15 protein-coding genes and 2 pseudogenes are annotated in these 19,453 nt (G+C 67.3%); 11 read left to right on the top strand and 6 right to left on the bottom strand.

All coding sequences use genetic code 11. The annotated features are described in order from the left end of the window. Positions 1-201 precede the first annotated feature (201 nt). The 3 genes and pseudogenes from OG242_RS25310 to OG242_RS25300 all read left to right on the top strand — a co-directional run bounded on the left by OG242_RS25310 (position 202) and on the right by OG242_RS25300 (position 2,774). Positions 202-450: a hypothetical protein gene (locus OG242_RS25310; protein ID WP_405901786.1), complete on the top strand. Its 249-nt coding sequence runs from the start codon at positions 202-204 to the stop codon at positions 448-450. 24 nt (positions 451-474) lie between these two features. Next, positions 475-1,479 (top strand): annotated as a pseudogene (locus tag OG242_RS25305) (IS256 family transposase); the annotation flags it as partial. Positions 1,480-1,679: 200 nt separating this feature from the next. After that, complete coding sequence (locus tag OG242_RS25300; RefSeq protein WP_405900323.1) at positions 1,680-2,774, top strand: ISAs1 family transposase; 1,095 nt, start codon at positions 1,680-1,682, stop codon at positions 2,772-2,774. A 14-nt stretch (positions 2,775-2,788) separates the two neighbouring features. Here the strand turns inward: OG242_RS25300 and OG242_RS25295 are convergent. Then, a pseudogene (locus tag OG242_RS25295) lies at positions 2,789-3,418 on the bottom strand (transporter); the annotation flags it as partial. A 71-nt stretch (positions 3,419-3,489) separates the two neighbouring features. Between OG242_RS25295 and OG242_RS25290 the strand changes: the two are divergent. The 4 genes from OG242_RS25290 (at position 3,490) to OG242_RS25275 (ending at position 9,456) form a co-directional block, all read left to right on the top strand. Beyond that, the gene (locus OG242_RS25290; RefSeq protein WP_405900322.1) at positions 3,490-4,704 is read left to right on the top strand and encodes a tyrosine-type recombinase/integrase; all 1,215 of its coding nucleotides are present in this window, start codon (positions 3,490-3,492) and stop codon (positions 4,702-4,704) included. A gap of 71 nt (positions 4,705-4,775) precedes the next feature. After that, positions 4,776-7,154 (top strand): tyrosine-type recombinase/integrase, encoded by a 2,379-nt coding sequence (locus tag OG242_RS25285; RefSeq protein WP_405900321.1) that lies wholly within the window; start codon positions 4,776-4,778, stop codon positions 7,152-7,154. Between the two features lie 914 nt (positions 7,155-8,068). Further along, on the top strand, positions 8,069-8,671 hold the full coding sequence (locus OG242_RS25280) for a hypothetical protein (RefSeq protein WP_405900320.1): 603 nt from the start codon (positions 8,069-8,071) through the stop codon (positions 8,669-8,671). Positions 8,672-8,775: 104 nt separating this feature from the next. Further along, the gene (locus OG242_RS25275) at positions 8,776-9,456 is read left to right on the top strand and encodes an ankyrin repeat domain-containing protein (protein ID WP_405900319.1); all 681 of its coding nucleotides are present in this window, start codon (positions 8,776-8,778) and stop codon (positions 9,454-9,456) included. Positions 9,457-9,964: 508 nt separating this feature from the next. On the opposite strand, the gene OG242_RS25270 is transcribed toward OG242_RS25275, so the two are convergent. Then, positions 9,965-10,435: a MarR family winged helix-turn-helix transcriptional regulator gene (locus tag OG242_RS25270; RefSeq protein ID WP_405900318.1), complete on the bottom strand. Its 471-nt coding sequence runs from the start codon at positions 10,433-10,435 to the stop codon at positions 9,965-9,967. Between the two features lie 66 nt (positions 10,436-10,501). Here OG242_RS25270 and OG242_RS25265 point away from each other — a divergent pair, with 66 nt between their 5' ends. Beyond that, entirely contained in the window at positions 10,502-11,038 is a 537-nt protein-coding gene (locus OG242_RS25265; protein ID WP_405900317.1) for a carbonic anhydrase, read from the top strand. Between the two features lie 26 nt (positions 11,039-11,064). On the opposite strand, the gene OG242_RS25260 is transcribed toward OG242_RS25265, so the two are convergent. Further along, the gene (locus OG242_RS25260) at positions 11,065-11,910 is read right to left on the bottom strand and encodes a helix-turn-helix domain-containing protein (RefSeq protein WP_405900316.1); all 846 of its coding nucleotides are present in this window, start codon (positions 11,908-11,910) and stop codon (positions 11,065-11,067) included. A gap of 95 nt (positions 11,911-12,005) precedes the next feature. Here OG242_RS25260 and OG242_RS25255 point away from each other — a divergent pair, with 95 nt between their 5' ends. From OG242_RS25255 to OG242_RS25245, 3 genes are all read left to right on the top strand, one after another. Beyond that, positions 12,006-12,782: an alpha/beta fold hydrolase gene (locus tag OG242_RS25255; protein ID WP_405900315.1), complete on the top strand. Its 777-nt coding sequence runs from the start codon at positions 12,006-12,008 to the stop codon at positions 12,780-12,782. A gap of 90 nt (positions 12,783-12,872) precedes the next feature. Further along, entirely contained in the window at positions 12,873-13,616 is a 744-nt protein-coding gene (locus OG242_RS25250; RefSeq protein ID WP_405900314.1) for an alpha/beta fold hydrolase, read from the top strand. A gap of 214 nt (positions 13,617-13,830) precedes the next feature. Further along, a complete protein-coding gene (locus tag OG242_RS25245) occupies positions 13,831-14,877 on the top strand; it encodes a nuclear transport factor 2 family protein (protein ID WP_405900313.1) in 1,047 nt (348 codons plus the stop codon). Between the two features lie 175 nt (positions 14,878-15,052). On the opposite strand, the gene OG242_RS25240 is transcribed toward OG242_RS25245, so the two are convergent. From OG242_RS25240 to OG242_RS25230, 3 genes are read right to left on the bottom strand one after another with little or no spacing between them, the layout of a single operon-like run. Further along, positions 15,053-15,631, bottom strand: coding sequence for a DUF6262 family protein (locus OG242_RS25240; protein WP_405900312.1), 579 nt, complete (start codon positions 15,629-15,631; stop codon positions 15,053-15,055). Next, a complete protein-coding gene (locus OG242_RS25235; RefSeq protein WP_405900311.1) occupies positions 15,628-18,282 on the bottom strand; it encodes a tyrosine-type recombinase/integrase in 2,655 nt (884 codons plus the stop codon). Before OG242_RS25235 ends, OG242_RS25240 begins: the two co-directional genes overlap by 4 nt. Next, positions 18,255-19,433, bottom strand: coding sequence for a tyrosine-type recombinase/integrase (locus tag OG242_RS25230; protein WP_405900310.1), 1,179 nt, complete (start codon positions 19,431-19,433; stop codon positions 18,255-18,257). Before OG242_RS25230 ends, OG242_RS25235 begins: the two co-directional genes overlap by 28 nt. Positions 19,434-19,453 lie beyond the last annotated feature (20 nt).

The following is a 19,453-nucleotide window of genomic DNA, read 5'->3' as shown; positions in this document are numbered from 1 at the left end:
TGAAGCAGACGACGACTACCAGCAGTACGGGAAGTTTCTTGATCTTGGGTCTCCAAGATCTTCGTAGGCGTTGGTCGAAACTGCCCGGGCTTCAGCCGAGCAGGATGCGCCGGCGGAGTCGTACGTGGTCGGGAAGCGCCCGCGGACACCCCGCTTGCCGCCCGGCGTGAAACGCAACTGCCGCAGTGATCGCATCCTCACATGATCCGCCTTCTCCGTGCCGAGCGGGCCACCGAAGCGCGCCGGCCGAGCCGGCAGGTGACCTTCATCGACTGGGAACGCAAGCGGGCTTTCGTCGAACCGGTCGACGGCGGAGGGATCGCCAAATGGTCGAGCGGGACAGTCATGGGGCTCTCCCATGCACTGACCCGTGCCACGCGAGCAGTACTTCTCGGATCCGACCCGGTCGTCTCGCTCACCCGGCGGGGGACTGTAAAACGTTCGGTGTAACTCCCGATCATGGAAGATGCATCGATGACCAGCAACAACGTGACCGAGGCCGAGACCGCCGAGCCGTCTGGGCCGGTGCCGCCGAAGTCTGTGGATGACCGGCTGATCGACGAGCTCGTGGGGCGGGCTCAAGCCGAGGGCCTGCAGCTGACCGGCGAGGGCGGGCTGCTCCAGCAGCTGACGAAGCGACTCCTGGAGTCCGCTCTTGAGCGGTGAGATCACCGACCACCTCGGCTATGACAAGCACGACCCCGCCGGGAAGAACGGCGGCAACTCACGCAACGGCACCCGAGCCAAGACCGTACTGACCGACGTCGGCCCGGTGGAGATAACCGTGCCTCGCGACCGCGAGGGCTCCTTCGAGCCGAAAATCGTCAAGAAGCGCCAGAAGCGCCTTTCCGGCGTCGACGAGATGGTCATCTCCCTCGCCGCGAAGGGCCTGACGACCGGTGAGGTCCAGGCCCACCTGTCCGAGGTCTATGGCGCCGAGGTATCCCGTCAGACGATCTCCACGATCACGGACAAGGTCCTCGAAGGCATGGCCGAATGGCAGAACAGGCCACTGGACTCGGCTTGAGTTCTATCGGTGGTCTTCATCGACGCGATCCACGTGAAGATCCGCGACGGCGCCGTGGCGAACCGACCCATCTACGTGGCCCTGGCCGTCACGGTCGAGGGCCGGCGGGACATTCTCGAGCTGTGGGCCGGCGATGGCGGCGAGGGTGCCAAGCACTGGTTGCACATCCTCACCGAGATCAAGAACCGTGGTGTGAACGACGTCCTTATGCTCGTCTGCGACGGGCTCAAGGGCCTGCCCAAGGCACTCGAGGCCGTCTGGCCCCGCACCGTGGTGCAGACCTGCGTGGTCCACCTGCTGCGGAACCCTTTCCGCTATGCCGCCGCCAGGACTGAGACAAGATCGCGAAGGTCCTCAAGCCCGTCTACACCGCGGCGACCGAGGAGGCCGCACTCGAGCGGTTCGCGGAGTTCGCCGACGCGTGGGTGGGCCAAGGCTTCGGCGTAGTCGTGTGACGTCCGGTTCGTGTCGTTCTGGCGACCGGATGATGAGGGTGCGAGACGAGAGCAGGCACGGCTTCCAAGATCATGGAGTTCTCTACGCCCCGTGATCCGACTGGAAGACCGTGCCTGCCTGCGTATCATCGCCGATCCCGGCGGCCCTTGACCAACTTCGTGATCGTCCCGAGGCCGGGGACGGGGAGTTCGCCGGCTTGCTGGAGCGGCTGGCCGAGGTGCCCGACCCGCGCGATCCGCGCGGGGTGCGCCACCGGCTGACCGCCGTCCTCGCCCTCGTCGCCTGCGCCGTCCTGTCCGGGGCGACATCGCTGCTGGCAGTGGGTGAGTGGATCGCCGACGCCCCGCCGTTCGTACTGGAACAAGTCGGCGCCCCGCACGATCCGGTGCTGCCCGGCCGGGCCCTGCCGGCCGAAGCCACGGTGCGCCGACTGCTGACCCGCGTCGACGGTGACGCACTGGACCGCGCGGTCGGTCGTTGGCTCGCCGACCGTCGCACCAGACCGAAGGGGCTGCGCGGCCTCGCGGTGGACGGCAAGGCGCTTCGCGGAGCGGCCAGGGCCAAGGGCCGAAGGATTCACCTGCTGGCCGCGCTGGACCACGCCACCGGCCTGGTCATGGCCCAGCTCGACGTCGGTGAGAAGACGAACGAGATCACCTGCTTCCAGCCGTTGCTGGACACCGTCGCCGATCTGGCCGCCACCGTGGTCACCAGCGATGCCCTGCCCACCCAGCGCGATCACGCCGACTATCTCCTCGCCCGGGGCGCCCACTACATCGTGATCGTCAAGAAGAACCAGAAGAAGCTGTTCAAGCAGCTCAAGTCCCTTCCCTGGAAGGAGATCCCGCTACAGGGCCGCACCCGGGACGCCGGACACGGACGGTCCGAGATCCGCAGGATCAAAGCCGCCACCGTGCACAACCTGCTGTTCCCCGGCGCCCGCCAGGCCCTCCAGATCAAGCGACGTCGCACCGACCGCAAGACCGGCCGGACCACTCTCACCACCGTCTACGCGGTGACCAGCCTGACCGCCGAGCAGGCAGCCCCGGCCCGCCTCGCCCAACTCGTCCGCGATCACTGGAAGATCGAATCGCTGCACAACATCCGCGATACCACCTTCGCCGAGGACGCCTCACAACTCCGGACCGGCAACGCACCTCGCGCGATGGCCACCTACCGCAACCTCGCCATAGGCGCCCTCCGGACAGCCGGAACAAAGAACATCGCGGCCGGCCTCCGCCGTAATGCCCGCGACCCCCGCCGTCCCCTCGCCTGCCTCGGCCTCACATGATCACGAACCGGACATCACGCGACTACGCCGAAGCCTTGACGCTCCAGGTCGCCCTCGGTGCGTAGCTGACCCTCCAGGTCGCCCGTGCCATGGTGACCAAGCCCCGTCACGTCCCGCGTGAATCCAGGCACTAGGTCTACCGCCGCTGGAGCCGCCTTCAGATAAACCACCACTTTGGCCTGCTGCGGCGGGATGAGGCACGCGAAGTTCCGGAGCCGCTGATAGGCGCAGTACTGCTTACGCTGTACCCGAGTGACGTTTGCGCCCAGTCCGACGAGTACCTCGTCGACCGCTAGCCCCAGCTCGGCCATTGCTCCACCCTGCTTTCGAAGGCGCGGATCCCCGGCTGCGCGTCGACGTTCCCGTTTTCCCTGAGCCGACTGCCCCGTGACGGAAGCCACGGTCTCAAGGCTGAAGTGATCCCTGCCGAAGTACTGGTAGCGCACCAGATCGATTGACCGTCGGTGCTCGCGGACCGCGTGCGCGTCGTAGCGGGTGAAATCGCCTGCCACACAGATCAGCCGAGGTGCGCTCCACAGGATCTGGGAGGCGGCCGTAACCCCGAGCCGGTCGCGAACCAGGTTCCGGAAGGCATCCTTATGGTTCACCAGCCAGGCCATGTAGTAGAGGCCCTGGTTGATGACCTGTTGACTGAACTACTTGCGGAGTTTTCGCAGGTCAGTGACGTTGTGGCGTTGACGTCGTTAAGTCGACCATGGACGCATCTCGAGACCTGGCTGTCCTCTCCGTTCCCCTGGTCGGGGAACTGGTGGCCAGGGTTGATCCGTGGGAGCCCTACCGGCTCATCGGCCCGGCCGGAGAACCGGTCGAGGGAGCTCGCGCCTTCCTGCGAGACCTGCAGGGAGTCGGCCGTTCGGCGACGACCGCCCGTTCTTATGGGATGGACATGCTGCGCTGGTTCCGCTTCCTCTGGGCTGTCGAGGTGCCGTGGAATCGGGCGAGCCGGATCGAGGCGAGGGACTTCTCCCGCTGGCTTCAGGTCGCTGGACAGCCGAGGCGTCCGCACTGGCGACGCCCGAGCGACGCGGGCCGGTGGGCCGCAGGTGGCAAGCCGTACGCACCGTCGGTGCGAGCGCACAGCGAGACAGTGCTGCGGAGCTTCTACGACTTCCACCGCGACATCGGCACCGGGCCGGTCCTCAACCCGTTTCCGCTGGACCGCTCACGTCGCGGTCGGCGGGCTCACGCCCATCACAACCCAATGGATCCTGCTGCTCGGAACGAACGCGCCGGGCTCTACCGCCCGAGAGTACCCAAGCGAGTACCCCGCAGCGTCCCTGACGAGGAGTTCAATGAAATCTTCGCTCGACTTCCTTCGCACCGGGACCGCGCCCTGGTCGCCTTCTACGTCTCGACCGGTGCACGGGCCAGCGAACTGCTCAGCACGTGGCAGGCTGGCGCCGATCCGGGGCGCCAGCTGATCTCGGTTGTCCGCAAGGGCACCCGCGAGGTCCAGGAACTACCTGCCTCGACCGACGCGTTTGTCTGGCTGCGGCTCTATCAGCTGGAGATGGACGACGCGATCCCGTGCGGGCAACGGCTCCCGCTGTGGTGGACTCTGCGCTCGCCGTCGAGGCCGTTGACCTACCACGCGGTTCACCGCATGTTCGAGCGGGCGAACACCAAGGCAGGAACTTCCGCGACGCTCCACGCGCTGCGGCACACCGCCGCCTACCGGATGGCCGAGGACCCTAGCCTCCCTCTTACAGATGTCCAGTTCGTCCTTGGCCACGCTCAGTTGACCACGACACAGCTTTACCTAACGCCTCGCAAGGAAGTCGTGATCCGGCGCCTGCTGGCCCACCATGCCGAGCAGACGCGACAGGCAGCCGCACGCATCGCGCCGCCTCCAGCCGCCGACTACCGGCCGGAAAGTCTCAAGGTGTTGTTCGGAACCGGCGCCGGATGACCATCACCTCGTCGGCCCGTGCCGGCTCGTGCACAGCGGCTACTGGGACGGAGCCTCAACTAACCCGCACCATGGCCGCCCAGCAGCGCTACCCCGCCCGGACCGTTCCGGACATCTGGCCGGGTACCGAGCGATCCCGCACAGAGGTGGCCCGGCTGCTGTCCCGTCCCCCCTTCACGCTGGAGAATGCCGGCAGCGAACTGCACCACAAGCACGGCATCGTCATGGTGCTGGACTGGCTGGAAGACCAGCCGGGACAGACCTGGCAGGAGCGGTGGCAGGCCAGCGGCATCGAGCAGGCAGGCGCCGCTTGGCGGCCGGTGATCAAACATTGGTTGCACGAGCGCGGTCTCAAGGCAGCTTGGCGCATACCGGTGGTGGGCCGGGCCCTGACGACAGTGATCAGTGCTGATCTTCTACGGCCGTCGGTGGATTGGCTGGCCGCCGGGGCCAGCCGCCAAGGGGTGCTGGTTCGCTCCATGGCCCGCAGCCGCGACCCGCACGGGTTCGAGCGCCTGCGAGAGCTGGGCGCGTCAGTCGAGGACGTACGGTCGGGTGCAATCAGCGCGGCTCTCTGCCGCGGCGCCCTCATCCTTGCGGCCAAGGGCGGCGTGCTGACCGGGATCACTGTCGGCGACGTCCTGGAGCTCTTCGAGGCCCAGGCCACGGTTCTCAAGCGGATGACGGCGGGGACCGAGGTGTTCTACCGGCTGCTGCACCAGCTCGGAGCCCTGGGAGAGGCCGCCCCGCAGAATCTGCGCGAGGTCCGCAACCGAGGACAGCGGACCCCCGAGGAACTGGTCGACCGTTACGCACTGCGCTGCCGTCCCGTCCGTGACCTGCTCGTGGACTATCTCCGTGAACGCCAGCCCGCGCTGGACTACAACAGCTTGAAGTCCCTCTCCTACCACCTCGGCAAACGCTTCTGGCAGGACATCGAGCACCATCACCCCGACGCCGTTGGTCTCCGCCTCGCCCCGGACGTCATCGGGCAGTGGAAGCAGAGGATTCGCACCAAGGACACGACCGTTACCGGACCCGACGGCCGACGCAGCAGCACAAAGGTCGAGAGACTCAACCACCGGGACACACTCACCCAGGTGCGGGCCTTCTACCTCGATATCGCCCAGTGGGCACTGGAAGATCCCGGTCGCTGGGGCCCATGGGTGGCACCGAGCCCGGTGAGGGCCGACGAGCTGGAGAACCGCAAAATACAACGGCGGCGCAAGGCAAGGATGGACGCCCGCACCCGCGAGCGCCTGCCGGTACTGCCGATCCTCATCCGCACGGTCGACCAGCGCCGCAAGGACGCTGCCGCGGTACTGGAAGCCGCCCGGCATGCCGCCCCCGGCGAGGTGTTCACCGCTGCCGGTCAGCAACTCGAACGCGCTGTGGTTCCGCACGGAACGGCCGGCAGGGTCTGGGCTGAGAACCCGTCCACCGGAAAGCGCCGCGATCTGGGACTCGAGGAGGAGAGAGCCTTCTGGACCTGGGCCGTAGTCGAGGTCCTGCGGGGCACCGGCATCCGCATCGAGGAACTGCTGGAACTCAGTCACCACAGCCTGGTCCAATACCGGCTGCCCACCAGCGGTGAACTCGTCCCCCTGCTGCAGATCGTCCCGTCCAAGACGGATACCGAGCGGCTGCTGCTGGTCAGCCCTGAGCTCGCCGACGTCCTGAGCGCGATCATCTGCCGAGCCCGGAAGACCACTGGTGCCGTTCCCCTGGTCCGCTCCTACGACCGCCGCGAATGTGCGTGGCAGGAGCCGGCCCCGCTGCTGTTCCAACGACGCATCCGTGGTGAGGACTGCGCGTTCACCGATGAAACCGTTCGCACCATGCTGGACGAGGCCCTCACCGACGCGGGCCTGACCGACGTTATGGGTGCCCCGCTTCGCTATACACCGCACGATTTCCGTCGGCTGTTCATCACCGATGCCATCCTCAACCGGCTGCCGCCGCACATCGCCCAGGTGATCGCTGGCCACCAGGACATCAACGTGACTCTCGGTTACAAGGCCGTCTACCCCGAAGAGGCGATCCAGGCGCACGTGGCCTTCCTCGCCCGCCGCCGGTCCCTCCGCCCGAGCGAGGAATACCGCGTTCCCACCGACGAGGAATGGCAGGAGTTTCTCGGCCACTTCGAGCGGCGCAAGCTCTCCATCGGAGCATGCGGCCGCGCGTTCGGTACTCCCTGCATTCACGAACATGCCTGCGTCCGCTGCCCGATGCTGTGGCCCGACCCCGCCCAGCGTGACCGTCTCGTTGAGATCCGCGACAACCTCCTCGCCCGCATCGCCGAGGCCGAACGGGAGGGATGGGTCGGCGAGGCGGAAGGGCTCTATCTGAGCCTTGCCGGGACGAATGAAAAGCTCGCCCAACTCGACCGGCGCCCGTCCCGCGTCGTCGTCGACCTCGGTCTTCCCGCTAGGAGGGCGCCGTTCCCATAACAGTCGTCTTACGCGGATGCGCCTACAACCTGACCGCCGCTATGCATCACCTAGATGTGCGAGCGCCAGAGACGTTCCCCATTCTAGCCAACCACGCATGCCAAGTTGTCGCCTCCTGAAGCTCCATCAGCCTCCAAGGGGCACACCGTCGCACTCACCAGCAACTGCACCTTCGCCCCACGCCCGAGGCACCGTCGAACGGGGCGTAGCAGTGCTGCAGCGTCGGCAGCTCTTTCGCAGTGCGGCACCGTCCCCAACCGCATGACCATCAACGCTGAAGCCGGAGGCACCCAGGGGTGAGGCCGCTTGGTGATCATTTCAAGCCGATCCCCGCAACTGCTCTAGGCACTCCCATGCATAGTGCATACGATCACATCGCCCCAAGGTCAACAACACCGCGAGTTCCGTGGACACGGTTTGCGAAGCAGGTTACGCACCAGCGCAGGGAGTGCTTGCTACGCGTACGCCAACACTAGCCACGGAATTTTGCAGCCCGTCAAGCCACTGTCGCGAGGGATGGAATAGTGAGATTCACATTCAGATCGGCTGTCGCATTTGCGGCCGTATTGGCTTCAGCGCTGATGATAGGAGGGCCCTCTGCGGCTGCCGCTGAATCGTCGACCCCAGTAGGCACGTCATCGTCTGTAGCGACCCTCGGCCTCCCTGACGGGGAAGTCGGTTTGACTTCCCCTAAGAGCGCAGCAGCAGCAACCACATGCAGTTGGACCGGCGCCGGCGTCACCGGGTCGCCCTCGTATTCCACAGAGGCCCCGCGGCCGCTAATCGCCGTTGCCTGGACCGGCAGGGTCAGCGCAAGCTGCGTCGGATCCAATCCTGTCACCATCTCCACCTCAATTCAGGTAACCGATCCGCAAGGCGCCCCCCATTTGGTGGCAAGCGGGGCGGGAAGTCCGGTGAACACCGGATATGTCTGCTCGCAGGCGACCACGAACTGCGCCGGAGTATGGTCCGCAAAATTTACGATCACGTTCAGTGCAAAGCCGGGTTCCACATGGCCGGGAAGCAGTAACTGCACTTCCTCAGGTGCCGTGCAGACTTGCACCTTCGGTGGCCCTTCCGGAAATGTTCCGCCTGCTCAGATCCCGGACTTCACCACATGCTCCGAGAATGCCAGCCATGCTCTCCTCGCGGCAGCCCCGTGCTATAACCTTCCCCCCACCGGCGATATTCCTCTGCTGTCCCTGAGGGCGATCACCAATATTCGCAACTACCACTTCGAGGGCGGAAGCAACGCGGACGGCACCAAGGGGCTTTTCTACTCGACCTTGACGAACAGCAATCTGACAAAAATCTGGGAAACGGGGATGGTCGACGCTGGAAGCTGGAAGCTTAACAGTTCAAATTACTTCGAAAAGACTTTCACATTCACGGGCGCAGGCATTCAGTCTCCGCTCTACGGGGCTGGCGCTCCCGCCACCAAGGTGACGCTGGTGGTCGAACAGTACGGGGCTGGCGGGTACTCCGAAGTGGTCACCATGTACCCGGCCACGGGGTGAGCCCGAAAATAGTATGATGGGCCGCCGTCCCGAGACAGGGGCGGCGGCCCATCATTATCGTTTTTCGCTGCCGTTTCGATCAACGCAGAGAGGGTTCTACGAAAATGAATGATCCCCCCCGGGTGCTAAGTCAAGCTGCTGCATCTGGAGACGATCAGCAGGTCGCTGCAGTGCTATCGTCGGGCGCCCCCCCGGACCTGCGCGAGAACGGCAGCGGCCGCACCGCCCTCGACCTGGCCGTATGGAACAATCATCCCAACGTGGTGCGAATTCTTTTGGCTGCCGGAGCTGACCCCGATGCCGAGATGGGCGAGTACGGCGAGACGACTGCGCTGCGGCATTCCGCGCCGAGACGTATGCGCGAGGTGGCTCAACTTCTCCTCGACGCAGGAGCCAATCCCAATGGTCGAAAAAATACGAATCAATCCACACCGCTGATACTCACAGCCGCGCAAGGTGAAGTCGAAATGGTTGAATTGCTGTTGGACAGGGGGGCTTCCCCTGATTTGGCAGTGGAACTTCAATTGGTTGAAGGTGGTGCCGAAAAACTCGGATTTTCAACAAGAGTGAGTCCTTTGTCCAGTGCCGCCTGGGGTGGACATTTGGAAACAGTGCGCCTCCTCTTGGCGAGAGGGGCAAGACCGGATAATCAAGTACTGCAATCCTTGAAAAACGGCATGGCGAGAGCTGAAAAAGAAACAGCTCCATCCACTCATCACCGTGGCACCCGTCATGATTTCGCTTTGATCAGGGAGATCATCGAGGAATCTCTAAAACTCTCATAAAGTAGCGTTTTCAGCGACCTCTCCGACTGTGAACGGTTCGATTTGACAGCGACGGTCACGCAGCGTGACGGGGGCTTTGCTGAAGGTCTGGCGAAACCTTAACCGCGCCATTCCCTGTTCGGCGGAGCTCGGGCGTGAGTGCAACCTCGGTTGGCGATGAGTCTGACGCCGGGTAGCGGTCGGAGGACGGTGGTGCCCAAAAGGCCAGCGACTTGGCAGGCACAGTCGGCAAAAAATCGGCTGATCTGGTAATGCGTAGGTGCGGGCCCGGCCGGGAACCACACGGCTGAGTTCAGAGAAAACGCCGGCGTCTGTGCCGCGCTTGTACTCAACATTACCGACCGCAGGAGCCCGGATACCGGCTCTGAACTGCGATGATTCGTAGACTACATGTCCGTGACGCTGAGTGCACCGGCCGGTGTCGTTCAGTGGGTCGGGCACCAAAAAATTCTGAATTTGAGCAGGCGGGCACCGTGGTCGCCGCAGCCTCCGGGTAGGACGTTCGTGGTCAGCGGGGCCGCGGGGCGAGTTCGAGGGCGGTGAGCCAGCGGTCGAGTGCGTCGACGGCGTCCTCGTCGACCGCGCCGCTGATCCATGCCTGCGCCCGTTCCCAGGCGGGCTGGGCGTCCGCCAGTGCCTGGTGGCCGGCGTCGGTCACGACGACACGGGTCGTTCGCCCGGTCGCCGAGGTCTCTGCGGCGCGGACGTAACCGAGTTGTGCGAGCAGGTCAAGGTTCCGGCTGATCGTGGAGCGTTCGATGCCAAGCCAGCCGGCGATCTCCGACGGGCGGACGGGCTCGCCGGAGACGGCCATCTCGGAGAGCACTTCGACCTGCGGCAGGGTGAGTCCCGACTCCCGCAACTCCGCCTCGAAGCGCCGCGAGACGAGCCGGTGCAGCCGCGCGATGCGCCTGCCGAGACACCGGTCCGCCATCCACAGAGCCTGCCGTCGTACCTCTTCCGATCCCTGGTGTTGCATATGCACCTCCTCGTATGTAGTGTAGCCGACGCGATCAATGTTGCAGATACACCACATGGAGGAATCGTGTCGAACTTCGACGAGTTCTTGAAGCGCAACCAGGTTTTCGCGGCGAACGTCGACCTCGCCCGGCTGGCGATGCCCACATCGATGCCGGAGCGGCTGCCGCTGGTGCTGACCTGTGCCGATCCGCGAGTCGAGCCCGCGGGCTTCCTCGGGATCGGGACCGGGGACGCGGGAGTGCTGCGGAACGCGGGCGGACGGGTGGACGGCCGGGTGATCGAGGACATCGCGTATCTGGCGGTGCGGCTCGGGGTCAGGATGGATGTCGCAATCGTTCATCACACGCAGTGCGGCACCGGCCTGCTCGCCGACCCGGCGTTCCGCCGCTCTTTCGCGGATCGCACCGGAGGCGACGACTCGGTGCTCGCCGAGCGCGCGGTCACGGACCCGGTCGCGACCGTGCGGCGCGACGTCGAGAAGCTGCTCGCCGACCCGCTGATGACCAGCGAGGTTCTCGCGTCGGTGTCGGGATACGTGCTGCGGCTGGAGACCGGGCTCGTCGAGACCGCCGCCGAACCCGTGGCGCCGGCCAGCAGGTAGCCGAGCGGGAGGCGAGCGCCGACGGGTCAGTCGAGGATCGTGGCCGCCTGCCAGGCGCCTGGGCGCAGACCCGTCGCATTCTGGAAGAAGAGCGAGAAGTTCGACGGGTCCGGGAACCCGAGTTCGCTCGCACATCGCGCCGCGGTGAGGCGTTCGTGGGCCAGCAGGCGCTTCGCCTCCAGCACGATCCGTTCCACGATGTACGCCTTCGCCGTACGTCCGGTGACCTGCTGCACGGCCCGGCTCAGGGTGCGCGGGGCGAACCCGAGCGCAGCCGCGTAGTAGCCGGCGTCGTGGTGGGTCCGGAAATGCGCCTCGACGCTCGAGCGGAACAGCTGGAACGTCGGGTTCGCCGAGCGCACCTCGGAATGCGGCGGCTCGACGCGGGTGATCAGTGCGGACAGCAGGATCGCGGGCAGCTCCGTCGACGGGTCCTCGGCCAGGGCGGCCGCCTCGAGGACAAGGTGTCCGCGCGCCGCGTCGACGAACGGCCAGGACTCGGCGGGCACCGGCCACCGGGCGACGAGATCGGGAGAGGCGACCAACTCGCGCGTGCGATGCGTTACCGGCGCGGTCGGGACGAAGAGCACCAGGTGCCCCGCGACGCGGGTGATGTCGTCCCAGCGGTGCACCGCGCCGGGCGGGATCCACACCGCGGTCCGCGCCGAGAGCGGGTGGGAGACGAAGTCGACCGTGACCGCGCCCTCCCCTTCGTCGACGAGAGCCAAGACGTGGAAATCGGCTCGTTGCGTGCCGCGGTCGTTGATGTCCCGGAGCCGTTCGAACGTCATCACCTCGACCGACGAGGCCCCGCGCTCGGCGGGCTGATAGGTCATGTGCCGGATCGTTGCCACGAGTCCAGTTTTCACCATCGGCCGTCCACTCGCGCCGATGTCTCGTTCCGCGCCCGGCGGTCCAATGGAACCACGGCAAAACCAGCCGCAAAGCGAGACCGAAGGATCCCCGCATGACCAGCACACAGCACCTTTCCCTGCCCGCATACGACCATCGCAGGGGCACGGGTCCGACCCTGGTCTTCCTGCACTACTGGGGCGGTTCCGCCCGCACCTGGGACCTGGTCGTGGACCGTCTGCCGGGCCGCGACACGCTCGCGGTCGACTTCCGCGGGTGGAGTCGTTCGAACACGCTCCCCGGGCCCTACACGCTCCGCCAACTCGCCGATGACACCGTCGCCGTCCTCGCCAACGCCGGAATCGACGACTACGTCCTCGTCGGGCACTCCATGGGCGGCAAGGTGGCGCAACTCGTCGCTGCGACGCGCCCCGCCGGTCTGCGGGGGGTAGTCCTCGTCGGATCCGGACCGGCCAGGCCGGCCGCGGAGATCACCGCCGAGTACCGCGAGTCCCTCTCCCACGCGTACGACACCGAAGAGTCCGTCGCCGGCGCGAGGGACACCGTCCTGACCGCCACCGACCTGCCCGCACGGGTAAAGGCCCAGATCGGCGCGGACTCCCGGGCCGGCGCCGAGGCGGCGCGCACGGAATGGCCGCTGCGCGGCATCGCCGAGGACATCACGGAACACGCCCGCATGATCAGCGTCCCAGCCCTCGTCATCGCCGGCGAGCACGACCGCGTCGAACCCGTCGACGTGCTGCGCCGCAACCTCCTTCCCTACCTCTCCGGAGCGCAGTTCGCGGTGATCGCGCACACCGGCCACCTCATCCCGCTCGAAGCCCCCGACGAACTCGTCGACGCGATCACCGCGTTCGCACCGGCCGCCTGACCGGCGATACGCACCAAAACGTTCCGCACCACAGAAGTTGCGCTTCGAGCAGCGGCCACCGTTCCATCCGACAAGAAAGCAGGGCACGACATGACCGACACGACCACGACCGATGCCAAACCCACCATCGTCCTCGTCCACGGCGCCTTCGCGGACGCGTCCGGCTACAGCGGACTGATCTCCGGCCTGGAAGCCGACGGCTTCACCGTCGTCGCTCCGCCGAACCCGCTGCGCGCTCTTGCGTCCGACGCCGCCTCGATCCGGACCCGCGTCGCGGCCGTCGACGGCCCCGTCGTGCTCGTCGGCCACTCCTACGCCGGCGCCGTCATCAGCCACGCCGTCGACGGCCTCGACAACGTGATCGGGCTGGTCTACCTGGCCGCTTTCGGCCTCGATGTCGGCGAGAGCTGCCTCAGCGCCCAGGACGGGTACGCGCCGTCGCTGCTCGCCACCGAGAACGCGCCGACCCCCTACGACGCTCCCGGCGCCCCGGGCGGCCCCGATCTCTACATCAACCCCGGCCGGTTCCGCGAGGTGTTCTGCGCCGACTCCTCCGACGAGCTGGCCCGCGCGATGTACGCGACGCAGCGGCCGCTGTCCGCATTCGCCTTCACCGAGGCCGCCACCGTCCGGGGATGGGACCGGAAGCCGACCTGGTACCTCGTCTCCAACGACGACAACTCCATCCCGCCGCAGCTGCAGCGGGACATGGCCGACCGGATGCACGCACACACCGAGGACATCGACGCCTCCCACACAGCCTTCGTCGCACATCCCAAGCGCGTCGCCGACTTCGTCGAGCGCGCCGCCAAGGACTTCACAGAGAGCGTCTGACCCGCCGGGGCCGCGCGCGCCCCCTCCCTCACCTCCAGCAAACCGCACCACTCCACCAGCCGCACCGATGGCGCCGCACATCCCTGGCAGGGCGATCCGCCGTCGCTCCACGTGCCGTGCGCAGCACCTCCAAGACGAGGCACGCGTCAGCGCGTCACCGAGACAACGAACCAGTCGGCCCCGTACCGGGGCATCCGGATGAAAGACACACATCATGACCGCAGATGCAGGCTTGTCTGTCTTCGAGCAGCTCGATCTGCCCGACACGAGCCTCACCCGGGACACCTATGCCTATGTGGACCGGACCTCGCCCGCCTTCGTTCTCCATCACAGCGTCCGTAGCTATGTTTTCGCTCGCGCTCATGCTCAGAACCAGGGTCTGCGCGCCGGCAGCGACTACGACGACGAGTTGCTGTTCCTCAGCTGTGTTCTGCACGACATCGGCCTGACCGAGGAGGGCAACGGCGACCAGCGCTTCGAAGTCGACGGCGCTGACGTCGCAGCGGCATTCCTGCGCGAGCACGGCGTCGAGGAACGGCGTATCGCCATCGCCTGGGACGCCATCGCCCTGCACACCTCGGACGGCATCGCCGCGCGGAAGGGCACGGAGGTCGCGCTGGCCCAGGCCGGCATCGGCACCGATATCCTCGGAGTCCAACGTGAGAGCCTGCCATCCGGCCTCGCCGACGATGTGCACGTCCTGCTCCCGCGCCTGGACCTGGCCTACGCGCTCAGCGACGCCATCCTCACCCAGGCCACGGCCAAGCCGCACAAGGCGTCCCCGATCACCTTCCCGGGCGAGCTGCTGCGCCGTCACTTGCCGTACGGCGCCTATCCCTCCTGGTACGACCTACTGGCCTCGGCCGGCTGGGGCGACAAGCCGGTCGGTCTCACCGCCCGGCGCCGCGCTGAAACGCCTCAGCAGGTGGGGACCTTGTTCATGGAGTACCTGGAGGCAGGGGACGTCGAGGGTCTGGTGTCGCTCTACGAGCCGAACGCCCACTTCGTCCCTGCCCCCGGGACTCACTTGACGGGCACCGACGCCATCCGCGCGACCATGCAACAGATGGTCGACAGCGGCTCCCGCCTCAACCTCGAACTGCGAGACATCCGACAGGTCGACGACGTCGCCCTGGTGTCGAACAACGCCACACTCACCGGAGCCGGACCGGACCCGGTGATCTCCACCACCACCGAGATCCTCCGACGACAGCCGAACGGCGGCTGGGCCCACGTCGTGGACGACCCGTTCTTCAGCTGACCACATCGGGGGCTGCGCCCGGGCGCGCAGGCCCCCTGGCCGCAGCGCTGAGCGGTCTCGCCCTGTCCGCAAACCGCCTCGTCGATATCACCAACCTCGCCTGGCGCGCGTGCTCGAGCCGGGACGGCTGGCCGGCGCCGCCATCCGCCACGAGGCATCTGCCTGGGTGTGATCATTAGTCGCGAGACGCGAGTTGGGCTTCGAGGTCTGCGACGCGGCGGTCTTGGAAGCGGAGGTTGGAGCGGGCGGCCTTGAGCCGTTCGTCGAGGGTGCGGTTGGCGGCGGTGAGCTGACGGACCCGTTGCTTGAGGGCGGTGTTCTCGGTGGTGATCCGCTGGACGGCCTCCTCGGTCCATTCGGCTTCCAAGTCCCGTATTTGACCCAGGAGTTCGCCGATGCGGGTGCGCTGGGTGAGGATCTCGGCGTGGGCGGCCTTGAGGGCGTCCTCGGCGTTCAGCGCGCGTTCGCGCCAGGTTGCCTCGCGTTCGTTCCCCTGCGCGACGAGGATCCCCAACCGCCGTTCGCCGACCTGCGTCATTGCTGCGGCGACCGCAGCTCTGGCCTCGACGTTGTCGTAGAGGAAGGTACGTGAGACGTCCGCTCGGCGGGCGACGACGGCGACACTGATCTGGGCTTTCTCGCGTCGGAGCCGGGCGATGGCCTGGTGGACGCGTTCAAGGGCGGCTTCGGTCCTGCGGCGGCGGGCGGCCAGGGCCGACGCGGTGCGGGGTTCGGGAACGGTGGCGGTGTTCATGCTGCTTCCTGTTCGGGGTCGTCGCTGTCGGCTGTGCACGTATCGCTGTACTCGTCCGGCTCGTCGCTGCCCGCGTCGGCGAGGTCGGCGGCACGGAAGGCGGTGGACCACACGCGGTGGAAGTAGTCCTGGGGTTTGCGCAGGTCCAGGGCGAGGGCGTCGTCGAGGAGGCCGAGGCCGGCCAGGGCCTTCTCCAAGCCGTCGATGGCACGGGCAGTGGGCTCGAAGTAGTGGTGGAGGTAGTCGGCGGTGGCGTCGTCGGGGGCGCGCTCGGCCAGCAGCCGCCACTGTTCGCGCTTGCGCCGCCAGTAGAGGAGGTCGGCGCCCGAGAGGACGAACTTGTCGCAGTTGTGGCAGTCGAGGTTGAAGGGGCAGGCGCCGCCGTTGACGACGGGCTGGAAGGTGCAGAATCCACCCTCGGCGGGAGTGCTGCGGCGGGACAGATCGATGGCGAGGGCCTGGGCCTGCTCGTGGGTGAGCGGGGCGGTGTCGCTGGTGAGGAGTTCGCCGGGATGAGCCGTGCCGGGGCCGGCGACCCACACGTGCTGGAGGACGTTGTCCAGGTCGGTGCTGGTCAGGTGGACGTAGTGCTCGGCCATGCGGTCGGAGACGTGGCCGAGGTAGCGGCGGATGTGCGTCAGGCTCGCGCCGTGCCGCAGCAGCCGGGTGGCCAGCGTGTGCCGGGCCTGGTGGGCGACGTAATGACCGCCGAGGTCAAGCTCGGCGAGCCAGCTGCGGAAGCCGGTGTGGAACCAGGTGTAGGACAGGGCACGGCGGCCGTCGGGGTTGAGGATGTCGGTGGGGAACAGCGCCAGCTGGGCGCGCTCGGCGGGAGTGGGTGGGCGGCCGGCGTGTCGGTCGGCGTAGTGGGTCAGGGTCTTCTTGCGGCGTTCTTCGAGCCGGTGAAGGAGATGGTCGGGGATGCGGACAGCCGCGTTTAGGTTGCCGACCTTGGTCTGGTCGTGCCAGAGCAGGGGCAGCCCGCCGTAGCGGCCGACGCAGTCCAGGCGCAGCTGGATGACCTCGTTGGCGCGCCGGCCGGTGACGATGATGGTCTCCCACATGTCTCTCAGGCCGCGGTCGTGAGGGTCGTGGCCGGAGGCGAGCTGCTGCAGGTTGGCCTCGTCCGCAAGCGCCCGGGCGACTTCGTCGGGGAAGGGGTTGCGGCTGCGGGGCGTGCCCGGGCCGCCGGCTGGCATGGCGGCGATGAAGGCGCGGTCCAGGCCGATCTGCTCGGCGCTGCCGCTGTCCAGCGCGCCGCGCAGCAGGGCCCGGCCATAGTTGAACACCATGCGGCGCGAGTTCTCGGTGACCTTCGCTCTTTTGCCGTCCAGGCGGGCATGACCGCGGAAGGGCAGGCCGAGGCGTTCGCGGTTGCGCAGGTCCGCGACGAAGCGGTGGACGTGCTCGCCGCGCAGCATCGTGGAGTTGTGGCCGCCGCCCGGCGCCTCGGCCTCCAAGAACGCGGACAGTTCGGCGCCGGCGCGGCGCACGAAGTCCACCGGCTGGGCGCTGCGCGGGCAGGTGGGCGAGCGCAGCACTACGGCGATGTGGTCCCACAAGAGGTCGCGCAGCCACCGCTGGGTGATGCAAGTCAGGTCGATGTAGCTGGAGCGGTGGGGGAAGCGCACCCCGAAGTGCTCGGTCTCGATGTAGCCGGCATCCCGGGTCTCGGAGGGGATGAAGTAGATCTTCCGCAGGGCCTGTTGTATCTCCTGGACCATGCGCTGGTGGTAGGCGCGGCGGAAGACGGACGCATCCAGGCCGGCCAGGGAGTCCGCGTCGCGGCGCTGGCACTCGTCCGCGAGCGACTGCACCCACGTCAGATGCCACACGGCGACGGGCTGCAGGCCGTGGACATACATGCCCCACTGCACCTCCGCCCGCAGCAAGGGCCGCAGCCCGCGCAGGTTGACCGTTCCGGTGCGGTGCACCGGCAGCTGTGCGCGGCACCAGGCACGAAAGGCGACCTCGTCCTTGCAGGTCACCGGAACAGGGCGATCACCGCGCTCGTAGGTGGCGAAGAAGTTCTTCGGCAGTGTCGCCCCGCCCGGCCGCCCGGCCCGGATGTAGCCACGCTCGTGCGCCCCGCACAACCCCAGCGGCGAGGCGGCCAGCTCATCACAGACATCCGCGCAGCACTCACCGTAGCCCGGCAGCGACGGCTGGTCGGCCAGCCACCGCTCGAACTCCCCCTCGCTCACACTCGCTTCGGGGTGCCGCTTCAGGTGGCCAAGCCACCGGTTGCGGTGCCGGAAGCACAACACCAGCTGCAGGCTGAACGCCGGACGCTGCGGGCAGATCCGGCACATCATCGCCTCCGGCATCTCCGTGGCCGGCAGCGGTTCCGCGGTCCGCAGGAACTGAGCCCGGTTCATGCCGCGCGCCTCCGCCTCCCGACATTGCTCTGCGTGCACCGAGCACATCGCGTAGCGCCGCCAGCGGGGCCGCGCGCAGTCGACGACCGTGCAGCTCCACGGAAAGACCGCGTGCAGCGGCGGGATCTTCAACACCCCGCCGCGCAGCACCGGATCGAAATCGGGCCCGCTGATCAGCGCGGTGAGCACCTCCAGCCGGTCCCGTCGCGTGCGGGCATCCTGCTGCGGCAGCAGCGACAGCGCCGTCACTTCGTCCCACCCCAGACCGTGCATAGGGCGGCATCGAACACCGGGTCGTGGACATCAACGTGTCCGTAGACCTCATCCACCATCGCCGCCGACGCCCAGCCGCCGGCGTCACGGGCGATCAGCGTGTTGCCGTCGGCGGCGTCGAGAACCGCGGACGTGAACGTATGCCGGAAGGCGTGGGGTTTCACGACCCCGAGTCCGGCGCGTTTCCCGGCCCGGCCGAGCATCCGCCGGGCCCCGACCGGCGCCCACGGCTGTCCGGTATCGGCGCCGTGCAACTGGACCAGGAGCATGCCGTGCTCGGCACCGCGCGGGTACTCGGTGGTGACGTACTCGAAGTAGGTGTGCACCATCGCGGGGCTGACCCGCTTGATCAGCCCGCCGGTCACGATGCCGTGTTCGACCCGCCAGGGGTGCTTCGTCTTGGCCTCGGCGCGGTTCGGATTGCCGGGCCGGTGGCAGACGTGCAGGTGAGGGGCGCGGCACTCGCCGCAGGCCGCGTTCTCCCGCAGATGTAGGTCGACCAAATGCAGCCCGCACAGCTCGCCGATGCGAAGCCCGCCGTCGGCGAGCCAGGTGACCACCAGCCGGTCCCGGGCGGCGTTCACCGTCTCCAGCAGCCTCTCCCGGGCGCCGTCAGGAAGCATCTTCGGATGCCGACGGTGCGGCCCCTTCGGCGCCAGCGGGTTGGTGGGCAGCGAGGACTTCACATGCCCGAGGAACGAACGGCGCCGGCCCACCCGCGACGGCAGCCGCGACGTATCGAGCTTCTTGCCGAGTTCACCGTTGATGCCCAGGGAGGACTGATGCAGGTAGAAGCCCTTCAGACAGGCCGCCGCGGTCGACAACGCGGAGCGGCCGTAGGAGCGCTTGCCGACCCGCCACGGCTCGCCGAGCGGGATGCGGACCTCGGCGCCGACCATTCCCATGTACCGTTCCAGGTCCCGCAGTTGCACTGCGGCGAAGGCCAGGCACTCCCGCTCCAGCCACCTCAGATGGTCCACCAGCAGATACGCGTACGTCCTCTGCGTTCCCGAACCATTATGCAGACGCAGGAACCGGTCCGCCTCCGTGTGCACCGCCCCCTCGGGCCACACGATCGTCCACGACCGCCGCCCGTCCTTCCGCTCGATCTGCTGGACCCTCAGGTCCCCGATCACCACGTGCCGTGCCACTCGTCCTCCGTACCGACACC

The sequence above is a fragment of the Streptomyces sp. NBC_00727 genome (assembly GCF_045161745.1).
In the GTDB taxonomy this organism is placed as follows: domain Bacteria; phylum Actinomycetota; class Actinomycetes; order Streptomycetales; family Streptomycetaceae; genus Streptomyces.
Note: the sequence above shows the minus strand (reverse complement) of the source record. Positions and strands in the feature narration are given on the sequence as shown.